Raw genomic sequence first — 13,495 nt, 5'->3', positions numbered from 1 at the left:
GTGCTGGTGTTCTCCACCTCCGACAAGGGCGGCACCGGACGGTCGGTGACCAGTTGCAATATCGCCTACCGGCTGTGCCGTTCCGGCCTCAACGTCGTCTACGCCGACTTCGACCTCGGCTCACCCACGGCCGGTGCGCTGTTCGAGATCGGCGCGGCCGAACGCGGCGTGCCCAGCGGTGGCGTGCATTCCTACTTGCTCGGCGAGAGCGGAACCGTCGCCCGCGTCGACGTGGGCGCGGCGACCGATCGGCCGGAACTGCGCCGGATCGGCCCCAACTCGGGACGGCTGGTGCTACTGCCGGGGGACGAGGGCGGCGCCGAATTCCTCACCGACGACGACGCGGTGGTCGAGCGCTGCGCGGAACTGCTGGTCGCGCTGGATCACGAGTTCCGGGTGGTGTTCGTGGATCTGAGCGCGGGCCGTTCCGCGGCGCTGCAGATCGTGTTGCAGGCGACCGCCTTGCCGCAACTGCGCGGGCTGACCGCTCGATGGTTGATCTTCCACCGCTGGACGCGCCAGCACATCCTGGCCGCCGCCGGCCTGGTGTACGGCTCGCACGGATTGCTGAAGACCGGAGCCGAGTGCGGCCACGACCCGGAGGAGTTGCTCGGGTCGGTGCGTTACGTGCGCACCGCGGTGCCCGACGCCAACTGGGACGGTGTCGCCCAGCGCCCGGCGCAGGCGGCGTGGCTGCAAGAGCAGGACACCGCGTTGCGGCGGCTGGCCACCGCCAAACGGCTGGGCACGACGGCGGTGCTCGGCTCGACCCCGATCGAGCCCGTGCTGCAACGGCGCGAACAGCTCATTCTCGACGCCGACGTCAACGCCCAGATCGCCAACGAGCAGACCGCGCAGGCCTATGCCGAGCTCGCTCGACGACTGGTCGACAACGCGACCTGGGAGAGGCTGTAGATGGGGGAAACACAGGGCTACAGCGAGGCCACCGAACAGCCGCGAATCGCTCCGGTCCCGTTGTCGCACTTGTCGATCGAGGTCGGGCATTTCTATCTCAACGACATCAGCTCCGACATCGAACGGGTCGGCGCGGAGTTCCGCCGCATCGTCCCGCTGGTATCCGCCTTCACCGAGTCGGCCAAGGTGCAGTTCGGGCCCAACGCCCGGGTCAGCACCTGCTACCTGATCGACGACTACTTCCAGCCCGACACCGACCCCGCCGCTATCCTCACCAAGCTGCTGGGCGCCGCGGACGAAGCCGGGTTGGTCATCGACTATCTGGCCCGGGAGTCCGCCTGCTGGCGGGCCTCGCGGTTCGTCGACGGTGTGGCGTTCGGTGAGCCGATTCCCGTGGCGGAGATGGTGGCCGCGCGCATCGTCGCCGAGCCCGCGCCGCCGAGCACCGGCCGCAGGCCGCCGACCGCGGAGTCGGGCTGGCTGTGCAACGGACGGCGGTCCTCCGAGGATGAACGCGGCCAGGCCATGCGGCAACGGATCTATCAGCCGCCCGAGGAATTCGGCCGCCGGGAGCATTCGATCTTCCTCGACGTGGAACTGTGGAGCAAGCACGTCGTCGACGGGGTGGCGGTGACGCGCTGGTCGTGCCCGTTCCTGGCCGCGGTCTGGCATCTGCTGCGGCTGGGTATGCTGCGCTACCACGGTGCCGCCGTGGTGGATCCGCAACCATGGCGTCGCGAGGATCTCACGCCGCGCCGCTGGCACGACATTCCGCCGGTGGTGCGGCTCAATCCGTCCGCCGCGCCGTTCGCCGCCTACAAGACCTTGTCGATGCTGCCCAAGCGGTACATCGGGATCGAGCACGCGGTGCGGCTGGTGCTCGACCATCTCGATCTCGACGACGACGTGGTCGAACAGACCATCGCCCGTGGCGGCGACGAGGTGCCACCGGTGCCGGTGCCGCGCGCGGTGAGCGAGCGGCTCTCGCACCTGCTGCTCGACGGAGCCTGATATGGCCTCGACCACGCCTTTGGTCGTGCTCGGTGAAGTACGCACCTGCCTGCTTCCGTCGGCGACCGCGCTGACCGGACCCGAGGCCTGCGATCTGCTGGCGCTCATGCCGGGCTGCACGGTGCGATGGCGGGAGCGGCCGGGCACGCTGGCGGTGTCGCCGACCACCGCGGTCGGCGTCGATTGCGATCTGGCCGTGGGCGAGCAGACCGCCCACATCGTCGGGACCGTGGCGACCAGCGCGGTCCTGTCCGGCGGCCGCGTGCTGCAGTCCAGTGCGCGCACCCAGGTGGTCCGCGCGGCCAACCGGCGCAGGCAGACGTGGTCGCACTACCTCAGCCGCAAGGGCGTGACCGAGGTCATCAGCCGCCTGCCCGAAAGAAGCGGCAGCTCCGAGGCTTTGGCCGAGGGCTATCTCACCGGTCCGGTCGGCGCCGAGACGCTGGACCTGGCCTCCATCAGCGAGCGGCTGCTGGCTCGCCTGCGCGCCGACACCAGGCTGGACCAGAAGCCGCCGGTGCGGACAGGCGCCACCCGGTTGCGCTGGGTTGCCTGGATCGGGGGTGGCGCGGGCCCCACCGCCAAGCTGCACCTGGACGACGCCACCGTGCGCACCGTCCGGATGCGGGTACGCAACGAGGCCGATCTGCATGAGGCGCAGCGGTTCTGCGAGGACCTGGCCGCGCACGACTGGCTGCTGACCGTCGTCACCGACGCGCTTGCCGAAGCCGACCGCTTCCCCTCGCACAGTCGCGAACGCACCGACATCCTCGCCCCCGTGCTGGAGGATCTCACCGGACTGTGGATGCCGGGAGCGCACACTCCGGCATCGATGCGGACGTTGTGGCAGAAGTTGCAGACGGATCCCGGGTTGTCCCGCCAGTGGAACGCCCTCGTCGCACGGTTGCAGAACCGCATCGCCATCGCGACGCTGGACGCGCTGCGGCACAAGGCTTTCGACGCCGAATGGTAGCGCCGCGTCGCGCTACATCCGGAACCACTTGCGCACCAGCAGCGCGAAGAACACCGACATCGAAACCGTGCCCATCCACGCTTCCACGGCGAACAACGGCCGGGCGATCGGGCGCAGATCCTCGGTGTCACCGGGGCCCAAGGGATTGATGAAGCTGGTCACGCAGGTATAGACGGTGGCGGCGGGCGAGGGATTGCCGTTCAGGGCCAAAGCGGCGACGGTGAACAGCACCAGCTGCACCGCAACCCAGCCGAGCAGCCAGAACGGCCGGTATCCGTAGCCGCACAGCACATACGACAGCTGTCCGGTCCACCGTCGCCGGCCCGGCGGCAGCGCGAGCGTGCGCGCCCGCGCCAAGCGCAGACCACAGCGGTCCTGGGCTTCGTCGTCCTCGTTCATCCGGTACAGCGCGGCGCCTCTGCGATAGGCGAGAGCGGCGTGACCGGGCAGACGCGCCGCGGAGAGCTGAGCGCCCAACTGCTCGTACACCTCGGCCAGCATGGTGTTCTGCCGACTGCTCAGCCGCAATGGGCCGCGGAATTCGAGTTCCGCGGCCAGCAGCGCCGCCGGGATCGCGCTCGGCACCCGCCAGCCGGCCTCGTCGGGTATCGGTTGCCGTGCGGCGGCGTACAGGTGCCGGAACACCAGGGAATCGGAGTGCCGCCGCGCGCTGGGCGGGTCGTAGTCGGCCAGAATAGCCTCGGCGTGCGCGGCGAACTGCTCCAGTTCGGTCTGCTCGGAGCGCTCACCCCGATCGAGTTCGGCGGTGTATTCGTCGGCGCGCCTTGTGATCCGAGTCGAGACGGATGCGACGAAGGGCGAGATCTCCCCCATGTCACGAGTCTAGCGGTCGGCCCTTCAGCCGGTATTCGAAAACGTCGCGGGGCTCGCCGGGGCCGAAATACCGGTCGTCGTGCTCGACGAACTCGAAGCCCGCTCGTTTGAACAGGTTGCTCGCGTGCTGATTGTCCGGCCGCACGGTCAGGTACACCACTTCGGCTCCCACTTGCCGGCACGTCTGCAGTGTGCGGCTCAGCAGGCCGCGCCCGTACCCTCCGCCCTGGTGCCTCTTGGCCACCGCGAAGGTGAACAGCAACGCCCGGCCCTTCTTCTCCAGGGTCAGCGCGTAACCGATCACCGTGCCGTCCACCTCCACGACCAGCCATTCGGATCCGTGCAGGTCGAACAGCTGGCGCAGCATCAGATACAGGTACGGCTCGGCGAACACCTCGGCCTCGATGGCCGCGATGTCTTCGAGATCGGCGAAGCAGGCCCGCCGGTATTCCGGCTGAGGCGCTTTGGCGATGTTCATCCGCTCCCTACTGCCAGGGCATAGGCCGTCCGATTCCAGCTTAAACGTCACTCACCGAGCGGGGTCAGTGTAGAACCAGCGGAATCGTTCCCCGGCGCAGCTCCGGCGGCGCGGCGATGGACTGCCGGTGCGGGCACTGTTCCTCGGCGTGCAGGGAGACCGAGGCGGTCGCAACGACGCCGCCGGACCGCTCGGCGATCAGCGACAGCGTGGCGAAGGAGCGGCCCCCGTGATGGCGGTGTACGCGGTGGCGGATCGGCTCGTCGACGCGGCCCTCGCGCGCGAGCACCGTGTGCAGGGACTTGATCGACTTGTCCGGGACGCCCGCGGTGGCCGCCCGGACGAATTGGCCGAGCAGCCGACCACCGAACACCCGGCTGTAGAGCAACCGCAGATTGCGGCCCTCGAAGCAGGCCTCGTCGCCGGAGGGCGTCACGGACAAGTCGAGGCAGGAGACGAGATCACTCCACAGATCGGGCATGCACCCCAGTGTAAGTTCAACTCTTCACTGAGAGAATAGAGTTCTCAGCCGCGAGCGAAACCGTGCGCGCAGAAGTTCCATACTTCGGATGCGGTAATCGGATGCTGAGTCTCGTCGTCGGACGCTTCCGCGGATTGCGCGGTGAACATGACGGTCTGCATGACCATGGTCGCCGTCCGGCGGGAATCGACCTCCGGGCGCAGTTGGCCCGCGTCCTTGGCCAGGTCCATCAGTTCGGTGAACAGCGCCAGTATCGGCGCGTGCGCGACCTTCACGTGATCGGGAAGCGAGATCAGCAGCTGCGGTGCGAAATCCGTGAACAGCGGGCGTTGTGCCGACGGATCCGGCCGGCACAGCTCGAACAGCAGCTCGACGGCCACCTGGAGTTTGTCCAGCGGGTCGGTGTGGCCGTCGGCGGCGGCGCGCAGTTGGTCGGACGTGCGGCTCAGGGCATCCTCGAAGAGGGCGAGCAGCAGTTCGTGTTTGCCGTCGAACTGCAGGTAGAAGCTGCGCAGGGACTGCCGTGAGCGGTCCACCACCTCCTGCACGGTGAAGTCCGTGCTGCCCTTCTCGGTGATGATCGCCTGGGCGGCGTCCAGGAACCGCTGCACGCGCTCCTCGGCGCGCAACTTCGCGGTGCGTAGGGAGCGCTCGACGGCGCGCTGCTTCCAGGCCGGTATCTCGCTCGGGCTGGTCACGGGCGCCTCGGTCCTCGGTCATGTGGAGAGAACATGAATGCACTGTAGCGGAGAACGGTGTGGCGTCGGGGTTCTCGGGCCGCCGTGTCCGCCCAGTTGAGAGACTACAATTTCCTATGACGAGAATGACATTCCGCACCAGTCACGCAACGGCGCGGGGAGGAGGCGGACCGCGGTGGTCCGTTCGGACCGCTCGGGCCGCCCTTCGGTGCGCCGTCGTCGCCGGGCACGAACTCGGCCGTTTCGGACTCGAGGAGCTCGATTCGTACATTCGCTTCCTGCACCGGCGCGGCCGCGAGGGAGGTGCGCTTCGCGCCCGCTACTTCCCGGCGGTCACGGGCTCGTCAACGCGCGGGACTCGGATCTCGAGTGTTCAGCTCTCACGCCTTCGAGCCGGGCGAGATCGTTGCGGTCGGCATGAATCGGCGGGAAGCGGGTCATACGCTGCTCCCACTCGCCGTCGCGTACTTCCATGCGCCAGGTCTTGTTCCAGCCGAATGGCATCATGTGCACCGCGAAGTCGTGATCGCGCAGGTGTTCGGCGATCTGGGCGAGCACGGTTCTGGCCGTCGTGGTGTCGCATTCGTGACCGGGCCGGGTCAGATGCGAGAAGCCATTGATGACGATCCAGGTAGTGTCGGTCTTGCGCGCGATACGGCGGATCGCCTTGGCTGCGGCGCGGGCGAACGTCGAGTCTCCGCGCTCGACACCGACGAGAAGAAGCAGGCACTCGCCGAATTCGTGCGTCACCCCGGGTATGTCGGGCTCGAGCGGCATCGCGGCGGAACTGGGAGTGGTTACGGCATAGTTGAGTGTTCGACAACGTTGACTCAATATGTTCACGCCGAGTCCTTACCTGGAAACCATCTGATAACCAGCCAACCGTCATCGCCCTTGATGGCCGGCTGCGGTGTGAACTATAAAGGCCGACCATCGCCCCGGCGCCTTCCCTCGGTTGGAGGGCTTGGGCCACCACTCGGACTGAGGAGCCTGCCGCGGTGTCGACCACATCGAACACTCAGATCTACACCGTGCGCGCCGACAAGGCCGCTGACGCCGAGATCCGCGCCCCGTCCCGACATCGCACAGGTCGCCGCTGACCGACCTGAAGCCGTCGATGAGCCCATGGAGTGTTACGAAATCGGGATGTTCTCGGGCACTCGCCCGTCGGCACTTGCTTCGACCTGCGGATCCCGGAGCCGCCCTCGCGGCGATCCGCCCGTCGGGCGAGGCTCGTACATCACACTCGGTTTTGGGCCGGAAGACCCGGTGTGAGAGTTTGAGTTTCGGATGGAACCGAATGACTGTCCGGTGCGTCCAACCATTCGAAACCATCCTGTGGGGGGGATGAGAGGGCATAGCAGTTGACGTACGACCCGTCCGCCACAACCACGTTCACCGTGGTTCCTGAAACCGTCTCCGATGCGGGGCGCTATGTGCAACAGACCGCGCAGGCCCTCATCAGCGGGTTGCGTTCGGCCAGTGCCGAAGTCGACGGGCTCATGTCGAGCTGGCGCGGCGCGGCGGCCAGCGCATACGCGGGCGCGTGGGACGAGACCCATGGTGCCGCACTCGAGGTATTCGAAGCGCTGGCCGACATGGCCGACTTGCTGGGCGTGGTGGTCGACCGCAGCGCGGCCGCCGATACGGAGGCCGCGAACCAGTACAGCTCGTTGAGCTTGCCCCCGATCTGACCGCGATCCAACCGAAACCGCTGGGAGAACCCGTGACCGAGTATCGCGTCGATCTCGCGCACCTGGAATCCGTAACCGCCCGAATAGAGGGCCTGAACGGATTTGTGGCCGATTCCCTGGTCGAGATAGACGAACGCATAGCCGCTCTGAAAGGAACATGGAACGGTGAAGCCGCCGAAGCTCACGCCCTGGCTCACGCCGAGTGGACCACTGCCGCTGCGAAGATCCGTGACGGGCTCGCGAGGATGAAGTCCGCCGCCGCCTCCGCTCGCAAAGAGTACGAAGCTGCCGTGGCGGCCAATCTGGCCGTCCTCGGGCGTGGCGGTAGCGGTGGTGACGGGATCCCGCGGTGACCGTGCTCGACGTGTCGGTGCCGGTCTACTACGACACCGCGCAGAAATTAGCCGATGCCGCGTCGCGATTCTGGATGTCCATCGATGACGAGTGGCCGAACATGGCCATGGCTACGAATATGGCGGGCTCGTATTCGGATGCGAAGAAGTGGGGCGAGTCCTACGACAATCGGGCCGCTGCCATTCTGAGCATGGTATCGAAAATCGCTACCGCCGCGCACGACTACGCCACGATATTGCAGACCATCGGCTACAACCACGAGTTGGCCGAACACAAAGCAACCATCGGTGAGACAGCGCCGCCACCCGCCCAGCCCGCGCCGTTCCTGCCTCCGGTGGTGGTGTGCCGGATCCCGTTGCCCTCGGCCGGCGGTCCCGGAAACGGGTTGGTCGATGAGGGAATCGGGCTTGCCGAGATGATCGGCATCATCGTGCCGGACGGCAACGCCACGACCATCTCCAACGCGGGCGATACGTGGGCGCGGACCGCCGCGGCCGAAGCGGTGGCATCGTTCCCGGCCGCGCTCGAAGCCGCGGCGGTTGCGTTCGATTCGCTCACCGCACCCGAAGTGGCGTTCATCGATGAAGACCTGCGCACGGTCAAGGCTTCCGCCGAATCGGTGATCGCCGCGATGAACGATCTGGCGCAATCCTGCCGCGACCACCGTTTCGCGCTGGATGAGTTACGCGCCAACCTCAAAACCCAACTCGAGGCGATTCGGGATGCGCTGCTGACCGAGCTGGCCATCAACGCGGCCATCTCGATTGCCTCGAGCTGGATCACCTTCGGCGTCTCCGCGGCTGTCGGTGTGGCCGGCGCCGCTGCGATCTGTGCGCGGTATGCCCGGCCGATCCGGCTCATGATCGAGCAATGGCAGACCGAACGCAGGATCGCGGCCGGGGTGAAGCTGGACGAGGATATCGCTCGGCACGTGCGGGACCTGGAAGCTCTGCCGGGCGGGCGCCTGCCGGTCAAACCCGATCCGGTCGGGCCGCCGAAAAAGGACCCGATCGAACTACCCAAGATCGAACACCCCGAAGGCATCCCGAAACCGGATCTGCCGCGGGCTGATATCGACACGATCGGCCGCTATACCGGAGACAGCGCACCACTGAACAACGCCATCCGATCCGGCGAGCCGCTGACCCCCGCACAGATAGCCGAGCGCGACGCGATGAACGCCGCATTGGACAAATGTCCCGCTTACGAGGGACAAGTTACCCGGCGAGTCGATCTCACACCAGAGCAGCTGGCACGGTACGAGCCGGGCTCCACGGTTGTCGAAACGCCGTTCACGTCCAGATGCAGATCTGGTCGGTAGACGGCCGCTACATCGGCCATTATTCCAGCGTTCCAGAAGAGCTGGAAGTCGTGTTCAAAACCGACACTCCGTTCCGCGTGGTCGACAAATTTCCTGGACCAGATGGTCGTACCGTCATTCAAATGCGAGAATTGCCCAAATAGAGAGGATCCTGGCAATGCCCGAAAGAATCGGAGGAAAGATTTTTTACGCACCGGGTGAATACCCTGGCGACGACGATATCTCTCCCGAAGAGCTGGAGAAGATCAAAGCGGGATTCGCGGCATGGAACGCCCGTCGCGACGCCGTGCCACCCGAGAAGCGCAAGCATCTGCGCGACCGGTTCGGCGACGAGGACAAACTGGGCACTGACGAGGAAGCCGCATACCTGGCCGAAGTGGAGGAGCGGAAGAAGCGCGGCGAGTACTGGGGGTGATCCCGCGAACCCGGTTCGGGGCGTAGACGCGTCGGGTCGCTGGCCTGTTTATAGGCCGACGGCCCGGCGCCGCCTCCACATCTGTACCAAATGCGGTCACGTCGTCTACACGCCGCCCGCCAACCCGGACCGCGAGCCCCCGACGACATGGTCGACGTGAACCGGATCAGTTGGCCGGATGGAGTCCTACCCGAAGACTTCTTCGTGCCACCAGCGATCGGGGTCGCTGAACCAGGGGCTGACCCGGCCCGCGCCGAGGGTGCGTAATTGCCTCAGGTCGACGTTGTATCTCCGGTACATCGCGACGATTTCCCACAACCCGCCTTCAAAGTTTCAGCGACGCGTTGAAGAACGAAACCTGCCGACGCTACAACTTCGAGCTGCTGCGCCTGCCCACGACCGGGAGCGGCGAAGCCGCCGAGGTCAGCAGGTTCCTCGACCGGCTGTCTTGAAACGCGAACGCGGCCCGCGCGTGGTCACGTTCAACAGCCGGTTCACCCGTGCCCGCATAGCGGCGGTGGACTTCGCCGCCGTCCGCGTGATCACCGTTTTCATCGCTGCGTCGGGGTCTGGTCCCGGCAGGGCGACGCTTCGCGCAGCATAGGTGCGTCGCCGCGCCGACGGTACATCCGGAGTCGTGTGCGCCCTGGCGGCGCTTCGGAGACTGCTCGTCTTGCTCGAACCGATTCCACTCCGCCAGGCGTTGCGTGATCGGGACAGAAAGCTCTCATCCTGCGATTTTTCGAATCGCCGCCAGCGCGTCGTTGATCTCGTCTTCGAAAAAGCCCGCTCGGTAGCGCTTCCCGGCTGCCCAGAAACTCAAAAGGTGAGATCCAATAATCGAGGCCACACGTCGGCGATGGACGTCGGCAGGTGCCGCACGAAGTCACCGGTCGAGTCGGCCGTCTCGTCGCCCTCGCCCTCGGAGGCGATCACTACCACTCGCGTATCCGGGTCCAGTTGGCGGGGCACGGAACGGACGAGTCGCCGCAGGCAGTCCTGGCCCCCGGCATCCCAGCCCAAGGGAATGAGGAGGTGAGGTCGTCCTCTGCTGGGCGTGTGCAGGTTGCATCGTCACACCGATTCCGTGAAGTCGCGGACCAGCAGGGCGGAACGGGATCGCGGTGACGATGCTCACCGAGAAGGTGAGCGACCGCGCAGTACTGTGAATCGGTCACCTGCGATGCGGGTGTCCGGCTGGACGAGAGAACTGACTACCCATGAGCGACGAGCGACAAATCCTCATACCCGGCGAAACCTGCTGGCAGATCGCACGGGCCGACCGGCTGGCATGCATTGTCGACGCGGCGGACTATTTCCGCTATGCCAAGTCCGCCATGTTGCAGGCCCGTAAACGCATTGTGCTGATCGGCTGGGACTTCGATACCCGGATCAAGTTCGAGCCGCAGGAGAAGACTCTCGAAGGGCCGAATCGGCTGGGTAAATTCCTGTCCTGGCTGCCGAAACAACGACCGGATCTCGACATCTACCTGCTGAAGTGGAATGTCGGCGCGTTCGCGGCGATCGGCCGGGGGATGACACCGATCTTCGTTGTCAATTGGATGACCGATCGGCGGTTGCACTTGGAAATCGATGGCGCGCACCCGATCGGTTCAGCGCACCATCAGAAAATCGTGGTGATCGACGACGCGCTCGCCTTCTGCGGTGGTATCGACATGACCGTCGATCGCTGGGACACCAGCGACCATCGGGACGACAACCACTACCGCACCGAGCCGAACGGCAACCGGTACGGACCATGGCACGACGCGACCACCGCCGTCGACGGCGACGCGGCGAAGGCGATCGGCGAATTGGCCCGGGCCCGGTGGAAGGCTGCGACGGGACAGCAGTTGGCCGCGGTCGACGAGATCGCCGGTGACACGCCGTGGCCGGAGGGGTTGGAGCCGACGATGCGGTCTGTGGATGTTGGTATCGTGCGGACCTTCCCAGAGCTCGCCGACCGCGCCGAAGTCAGGGAGGTCGAGGCGCTGTATCTGGCGGCGATCGCGGGCGCCACGCGGTCGTTGTACATCGAGAGCCAGTACCTGGCCTCGCGCACTCTCGCCGAGGCGATCGCCGCGCGGCTACGTGAGCCGAATGGTCCGGAGGTCGTGCTGGTACTGCCGCGTCACGCCGATGGCTGGCTCGAGCGACAGGCGATGGATGGGGCTCGCCGCCGCTTACTCCATCTGTTATGGAAGGCCGATACCGAAAACCGGTTCGGTGTCTACTACCCCGTCACCGAGGCGGGCGCGCCGATCTACGTCCACGCCAAGGTGCTGGTGGTGGACGATCGGCTGCTGCGGGTGGGATCGTCGAACCTCAACAACCGCTCGATGGGCTTCGACACCGAATGCGACCTGGCCGTCGAGGTCACCCCCGCCACCGAGGAAGGTGACCTGCTGCGGGACACCATTCTCGGTATCCGGCGCCAGCTGATCTGCGAACATCTCGATGCCGAACCCGCGAAGTTCGACGCCACACTCGCCGAGACGTCGTCGCTGCTGCGCACGGTCGAGGCCCTGCGCGGCAGCGGCCGGACCCTGGTGCGGTTCGAGGCGGAGACCGTCGAGGACGAAGACAGCCCGCTGGCGGACAACGGATTGATGGATCCCGAACGCACGCCACCGCGCCTGCGGGACAACCCGTTGCTGATCCGGGGTATCCGCAGGCTGAAGACAGCGGTGGGGGTGCGCTGACGTACACGGCACGCCGCACAGCTGCGTCCGCGGATCACAGCGACCAACCGCTGAACGTCGTTCCAGATGCGGTGACGGCGGTCGGCCGATCATATTTTGAACGCACGGTAATTCCGATTCCGGGTGATCGGGGGAGTGTGGACGCGATCTCGGCTGCACCGATCATTTTCGGGTGAATCTGTCGTCAATACCGTTGGGTATACCGACAGACAGGAGTCCAGGCATGACGAGACCGTGTATGACCTCGGTACGGGCGAACGGTGTGGATCTGGGCATCGAGAGCTTCGGTCGCGAGGACGATCCGCTGGTCCTGCTTGTCGGCGGCACGACGATGTTGTCCTGGCCCGACGTGCTGTGCGAGCGGCTCGCCTCGGGCGGGCGGCGCGTGGTCCGCTACGACCTGCGTGACTCCGGCGCGTCGACGACCCTCGACCCGGAGAATCCGGCATACGACCTGCGGGATCTCGCGGCCGACGCGGCCGCGCTGGCCGGTGTGCTCGGTGCCGGGACCGCCCATCTCGGTGGTGTCGGCGTCGGTGGGATGGTCGCTCAGGTCGCCGCGTTGGACCACCCGGACGTGTTCTGCGCACTGACTCTCGTCGGCACCCGGCCGGTGGCGCCGGGCCCGGTCGACGAGGACCTGCCCGACCACGACCGCGCGGTCATGGGCGCGCTGTTCTCCCGCCCACGGCCGGACTGGACCGACCGAGATGCTGTCGCGGCGTTCGCCGCCGAGGGCGCCGCGCTGATGGGCAACGATCCGCAGCAGGCGCTGGAGACGGCGGCCCGAATCTGGGATCGGACACCCTCGAGCGATCCCGCGGTGCACCAGGCGAACCAGCTCGGGATGGTGTTCTCCCGGATCGACTGCGCCCCGCGCTGGCGGGAGCGGCTCGGGGAACTCGACGTGCCCACGCTCGTGGTGCACGGTCGCGCAGACCCGTTCTTCCCGGTCGGCAACGGTGAGGTCCTCGCCGCCGAAATCCCGGGGGCGCGACTGCACGTCCTCGACGACATGGGTACCGCTCTGCGCCCAGCGGCGGCCGACCAGGTCGCTGCCGCCATGCTCGCCCTGTAACCGCCCGGCCGGGAGGCATCCTGAGCCAGCGGCACGCACCATAATGCCGCTGATCGCGCTGACCGAACCGGCCCGGCGCGGCACCTCGGAAGATCGACGAGCAGTAGTGCGCGTCCGACGCCGGCCGATCGCACCATCATGCCGAGTACAGGGCGTCCGCAGGAGCGTGTACACGACCTCCACTGCACCGATGAATTTCGGGTGGCTCCTCGTCGAATGGAGTGTCGAACTCGAGGCGTCGCCTGGTGATGCCGAGCAGAACAGGATGCGTACATGTGGGGCCCGGCCTGCGCTCCGACGCGAGCGTAACGCCGAGTAGCTCACCTATCCCGTCGGTGCGTGCCATCGCGTCGACAACTGGCATCCCACCGCGAACTCTTCGGCGTCGCGCAGCGCTCTGCCTGCGATGAGGTCCAGTTCGAGCGGGTGGTCGCCGTATCCGGTTGTCGCCGTGATCATCTGGCTGGCGGTGGACGGGATCGCCGACTTGTCGCCGGTCACTGTCCAGCGGTTCACGGCAGGCACGTGGATGAGCCAGTGT

Annotated in this window: 16 protein-coding genes; 9 read left to right on the top strand and 7 right to left on the bottom strand. The window is 66.6% G+C overall.

Features of this window, described 5'->3' with window-relative positions; translation table 11 throughout:
* The 3 genes from ACWEH3_RS24325 to ACWEH3_RS24315 are packed head-to-tail and all read left to right on the top strand — an operon-like array spanning position 1 to position 2,899.
* Positions 1-915, top strand: coding sequence for an SCO2523 family variant P-loop protein (locus ACWEH3_RS24325; RefSeq protein ID WP_450019535.1), 915 nt, complete (start codon positions 1-3; stop codon positions 913-915).
* Positions 916-1,926: an SCO2522 family protein gene (locus tag ACWEH3_RS24320; protein ID WP_450019537.1), complete on the top strand. Its 1,011-nt coding sequence runs from the start codon at positions 916-918 to the stop codon at positions 1,924-1,926.
* 1 nt (position 1,927) lies between these two features.
* Positions 1,928-2,899 (top strand): SCO2521 family protein, encoded by a 972-nt coding sequence (locus ACWEH3_RS24315; RefSeq protein WP_450019539.1) that lies wholly within the window; start codon positions 1,928-1,930, stop codon positions 2,897-2,899.
* Positions 2,900-2,911: 12 nt separating this feature from the next.
* Here the strand turns inward: ACWEH3_RS24315 and ACWEH3_RS24310 are convergent, their stop codons facing one another.
* The 5 genes from ACWEH3_RS24310 to ACWEH3_RS24290 form a co-directional block, all read right to left on the bottom strand.
* Positions 2,912-3,733, bottom strand: a complete 822-nt coding sequence (locus ACWEH3_RS24310; RefSeq protein WP_450019541.1) for a hypothetical protein — start codon at positions 3,731-3,733, stop codon at positions 2,912-2,914.
* A 1-nt stretch (position 3,734) separates the two neighbouring features.
* A complete protein-coding gene (locus tag ACWEH3_RS24305; RefSeq protein WP_450019543.1) occupies positions 3,735-4,211 on the bottom strand; it encodes an N-acetyltransferase family protein in 477 nt (158 codons plus the stop codon).
* A gap of 64 nt (positions 4,212-4,275) precedes the next feature.
* On the bottom strand, positions 4,276-4,692 hold the full coding sequence (locus tag ACWEH3_RS24300) for an acyl-CoA thioesterase domain-containing protein (protein ID WP_450019545.1): 417 nt from the start codon (positions 4,690-4,692) through the stop codon (positions 4,276-4,278).
* Between the two features lie 44 nt (positions 4,693-4,736).
* Complete coding sequence (locus tag ACWEH3_RS24295) at positions 4,737-5,390, bottom strand: TetR/AcrR family transcriptional regulator (protein ID WP_450019547.1); 654 nt, start codon at positions 5,388-5,390, stop codon at positions 4,737-4,739.
* Positions 5,391-5,723: 333 nt separating this feature from the next.
* Positions 5,724-6,233: a threonyl-tRNA synthetase editing domain-containing protein gene (locus ACWEH3_RS24290; protein ID WP_450019549.1), complete on the bottom strand. Its 510-nt coding sequence runs from the start codon at positions 6,231-6,233 to the stop codon at positions 5,724-5,726.
* Positions 6,234-6,790: 557 nt separating this feature from the next.
* Here ACWEH3_RS24290 and ACWEH3_RS24285 point away from each other — a divergent pair.
* The 4 genes from ACWEH3_RS24285 to ACWEH3_RS24270 all read left to right on the top strand — a co-directional run bounded on the left by ACWEH3_RS24285 (position 6,791) and on the right by ACWEH3_RS24270 (position 9,174).
* Positions 6,791-7,084 (top strand): WXG100 family type VII secretion target, encoded by a 294-nt coding sequence (locus tag ACWEH3_RS24285; RefSeq protein WP_452358387.1) that lies wholly within the window; start codon positions 6,791-6,793, stop codon positions 7,082-7,084.
* 32 nt (positions 7,085-7,116) lie between these two features.
* Entirely contained in the window at positions 7,117-7,437 is a 321-nt protein-coding gene (locus ACWEH3_RS24280) for a WXG100 family type VII secretion target (protein ID WP_450019553.1), read from the top strand.
* A complete protein-coding gene (locus ACWEH3_RS24275) occupies positions 7,434-8,759 on the top strand; it encodes an ADP-ribosyltransferase (protein ID WP_450019555.1) in 1,326 nt (441 codons plus the stop codon). The genes ACWEH3_RS24280 and ACWEH3_RS24275 overlap by 4 nt, the downstream gene beginning before the upstream one ends.
* 157 nt (positions 8,760-8,916) lie before the next feature.
* The gene (locus ACWEH3_RS24270) at positions 8,917-9,174 is read left to right on the top strand and encodes a hypothetical protein (protein WP_450019557.1); all 258 of its coding nucleotides are present in this window, start codon (positions 8,917-8,919) and stop codon (positions 9,172-9,174) included.
* A gap of 819 nt (positions 9,175-9,993) precedes the next feature.
* Here ACWEH3_RS24270 and ACWEH3_RS24265 read toward each other — a convergent pair.
* On the bottom strand, positions 9,994-10,146 hold the full coding sequence (locus tag ACWEH3_RS24265; protein ID WP_450019559.1) for a hypothetical protein: 153 nt from the start codon (positions 10,144-10,146) through the stop codon (positions 9,994-9,996).
* 248 nt (positions 10,147-10,394) lie between these two features.
* Here ACWEH3_RS24265 and ACWEH3_RS24260 point away from each other — a divergent pair, with 248 nt between their 5' ends.
* Positions 10,395-11,876 (top strand): phospholipase D-like domain-containing protein, encoded by a 1,482-nt coding sequence (locus tag ACWEH3_RS24260; protein WP_450019561.1) that lies wholly within the window; start codon positions 10,395-10,397, stop codon positions 11,874-11,876.
* A gap of 238 nt (positions 11,877-12,114) precedes the next feature.
* Complete coding sequence (locus ACWEH3_RS24255; RefSeq protein ID WP_450019652.1) at positions 12,115-12,954, top strand: alpha/beta fold hydrolase; 840 nt, start codon at positions 12,115-12,117, stop codon at positions 12,952-12,954.
* A gap of 324 nt (positions 12,955-13,278) precedes the next feature.
* Here the strand turns inward: ACWEH3_RS24255 and ACWEH3_RS24250 are convergent, their stop codons facing one another.
* The gene (locus ACWEH3_RS24250; RefSeq protein WP_450019563.1) at positions 13,279-13,470 is read right to left on the bottom strand and encodes a hypothetical protein; all 192 of its coding nucleotides are present in this window, start codon (positions 13,468-13,470) and stop codon (positions 13,279-13,281) included.
* Positions 13,471-13,495: the final 25 nt, after the last annotated feature.

The organism is Nocardia sp. NPDC004718 (assembly GCF_053601535.1).
The sequence above is the reverse complement of the archived record's forward strand: the minus strand, read 5'-3'. Positions and strand labels throughout refer to the sequence as shown.

Coding starts and splice junctions, on each gene's coding strand:
- ACWEH3_RS24320 (WP_450019537.1), top strand. CDS start 916: ATGGGGGAAACACAGGGCTACAGCGAGGCCACCGAACAGCCGCGAATC.
- ACWEH3_RS24315 (WP_450019539.1), top strand. CDS start 1,928: ATGGCCTCGACCACGCCTTTGGTCGTGCTCGGTGAAGTACGCACCTGC.
- ACWEH3_RS24310 (WP_450019541.1), bottom strand. CDS start 3,733: ATGGGGGAGATCTCGCCCTTCGTCGCATCCGTCTCGACTCGGATCACA.
- ACWEH3_RS24305 (WP_450019543.1), bottom strand. CDS start 4,211: ATGAACATCGCCAAAGCGCCTCAGCCGGAATACCGGCGGGCCTGCTTC.
- ACWEH3_RS24300 (WP_450019545.1), bottom strand. CDS start 4,692: ATGCCCGATCTGTGGAGTGATCTCGTCTCCTGCCTCGACTTGTCCGTG.
- ACWEH3_RS24270 (WP_450019557.1), top strand. CDS start 8,917: ATGCCCGAAAGAATCGGAGGAAAGATTTTTTACGCACCGGGTGAATAC.
- ACWEH3_RS24260 (WP_450019561.1), top strand. CDS start 10,395: ATGAGCGACGAGCGACAAATCCTCATACCCGGCGAAACCTGCTGGCAG.
- ACWEH3_RS24255 (WP_450019652.1), top strand. CDS start 12,115: ATGACCTCGGTACGGGCGAACGGTGTGGATCTGGGCATCGAGAGCTTC.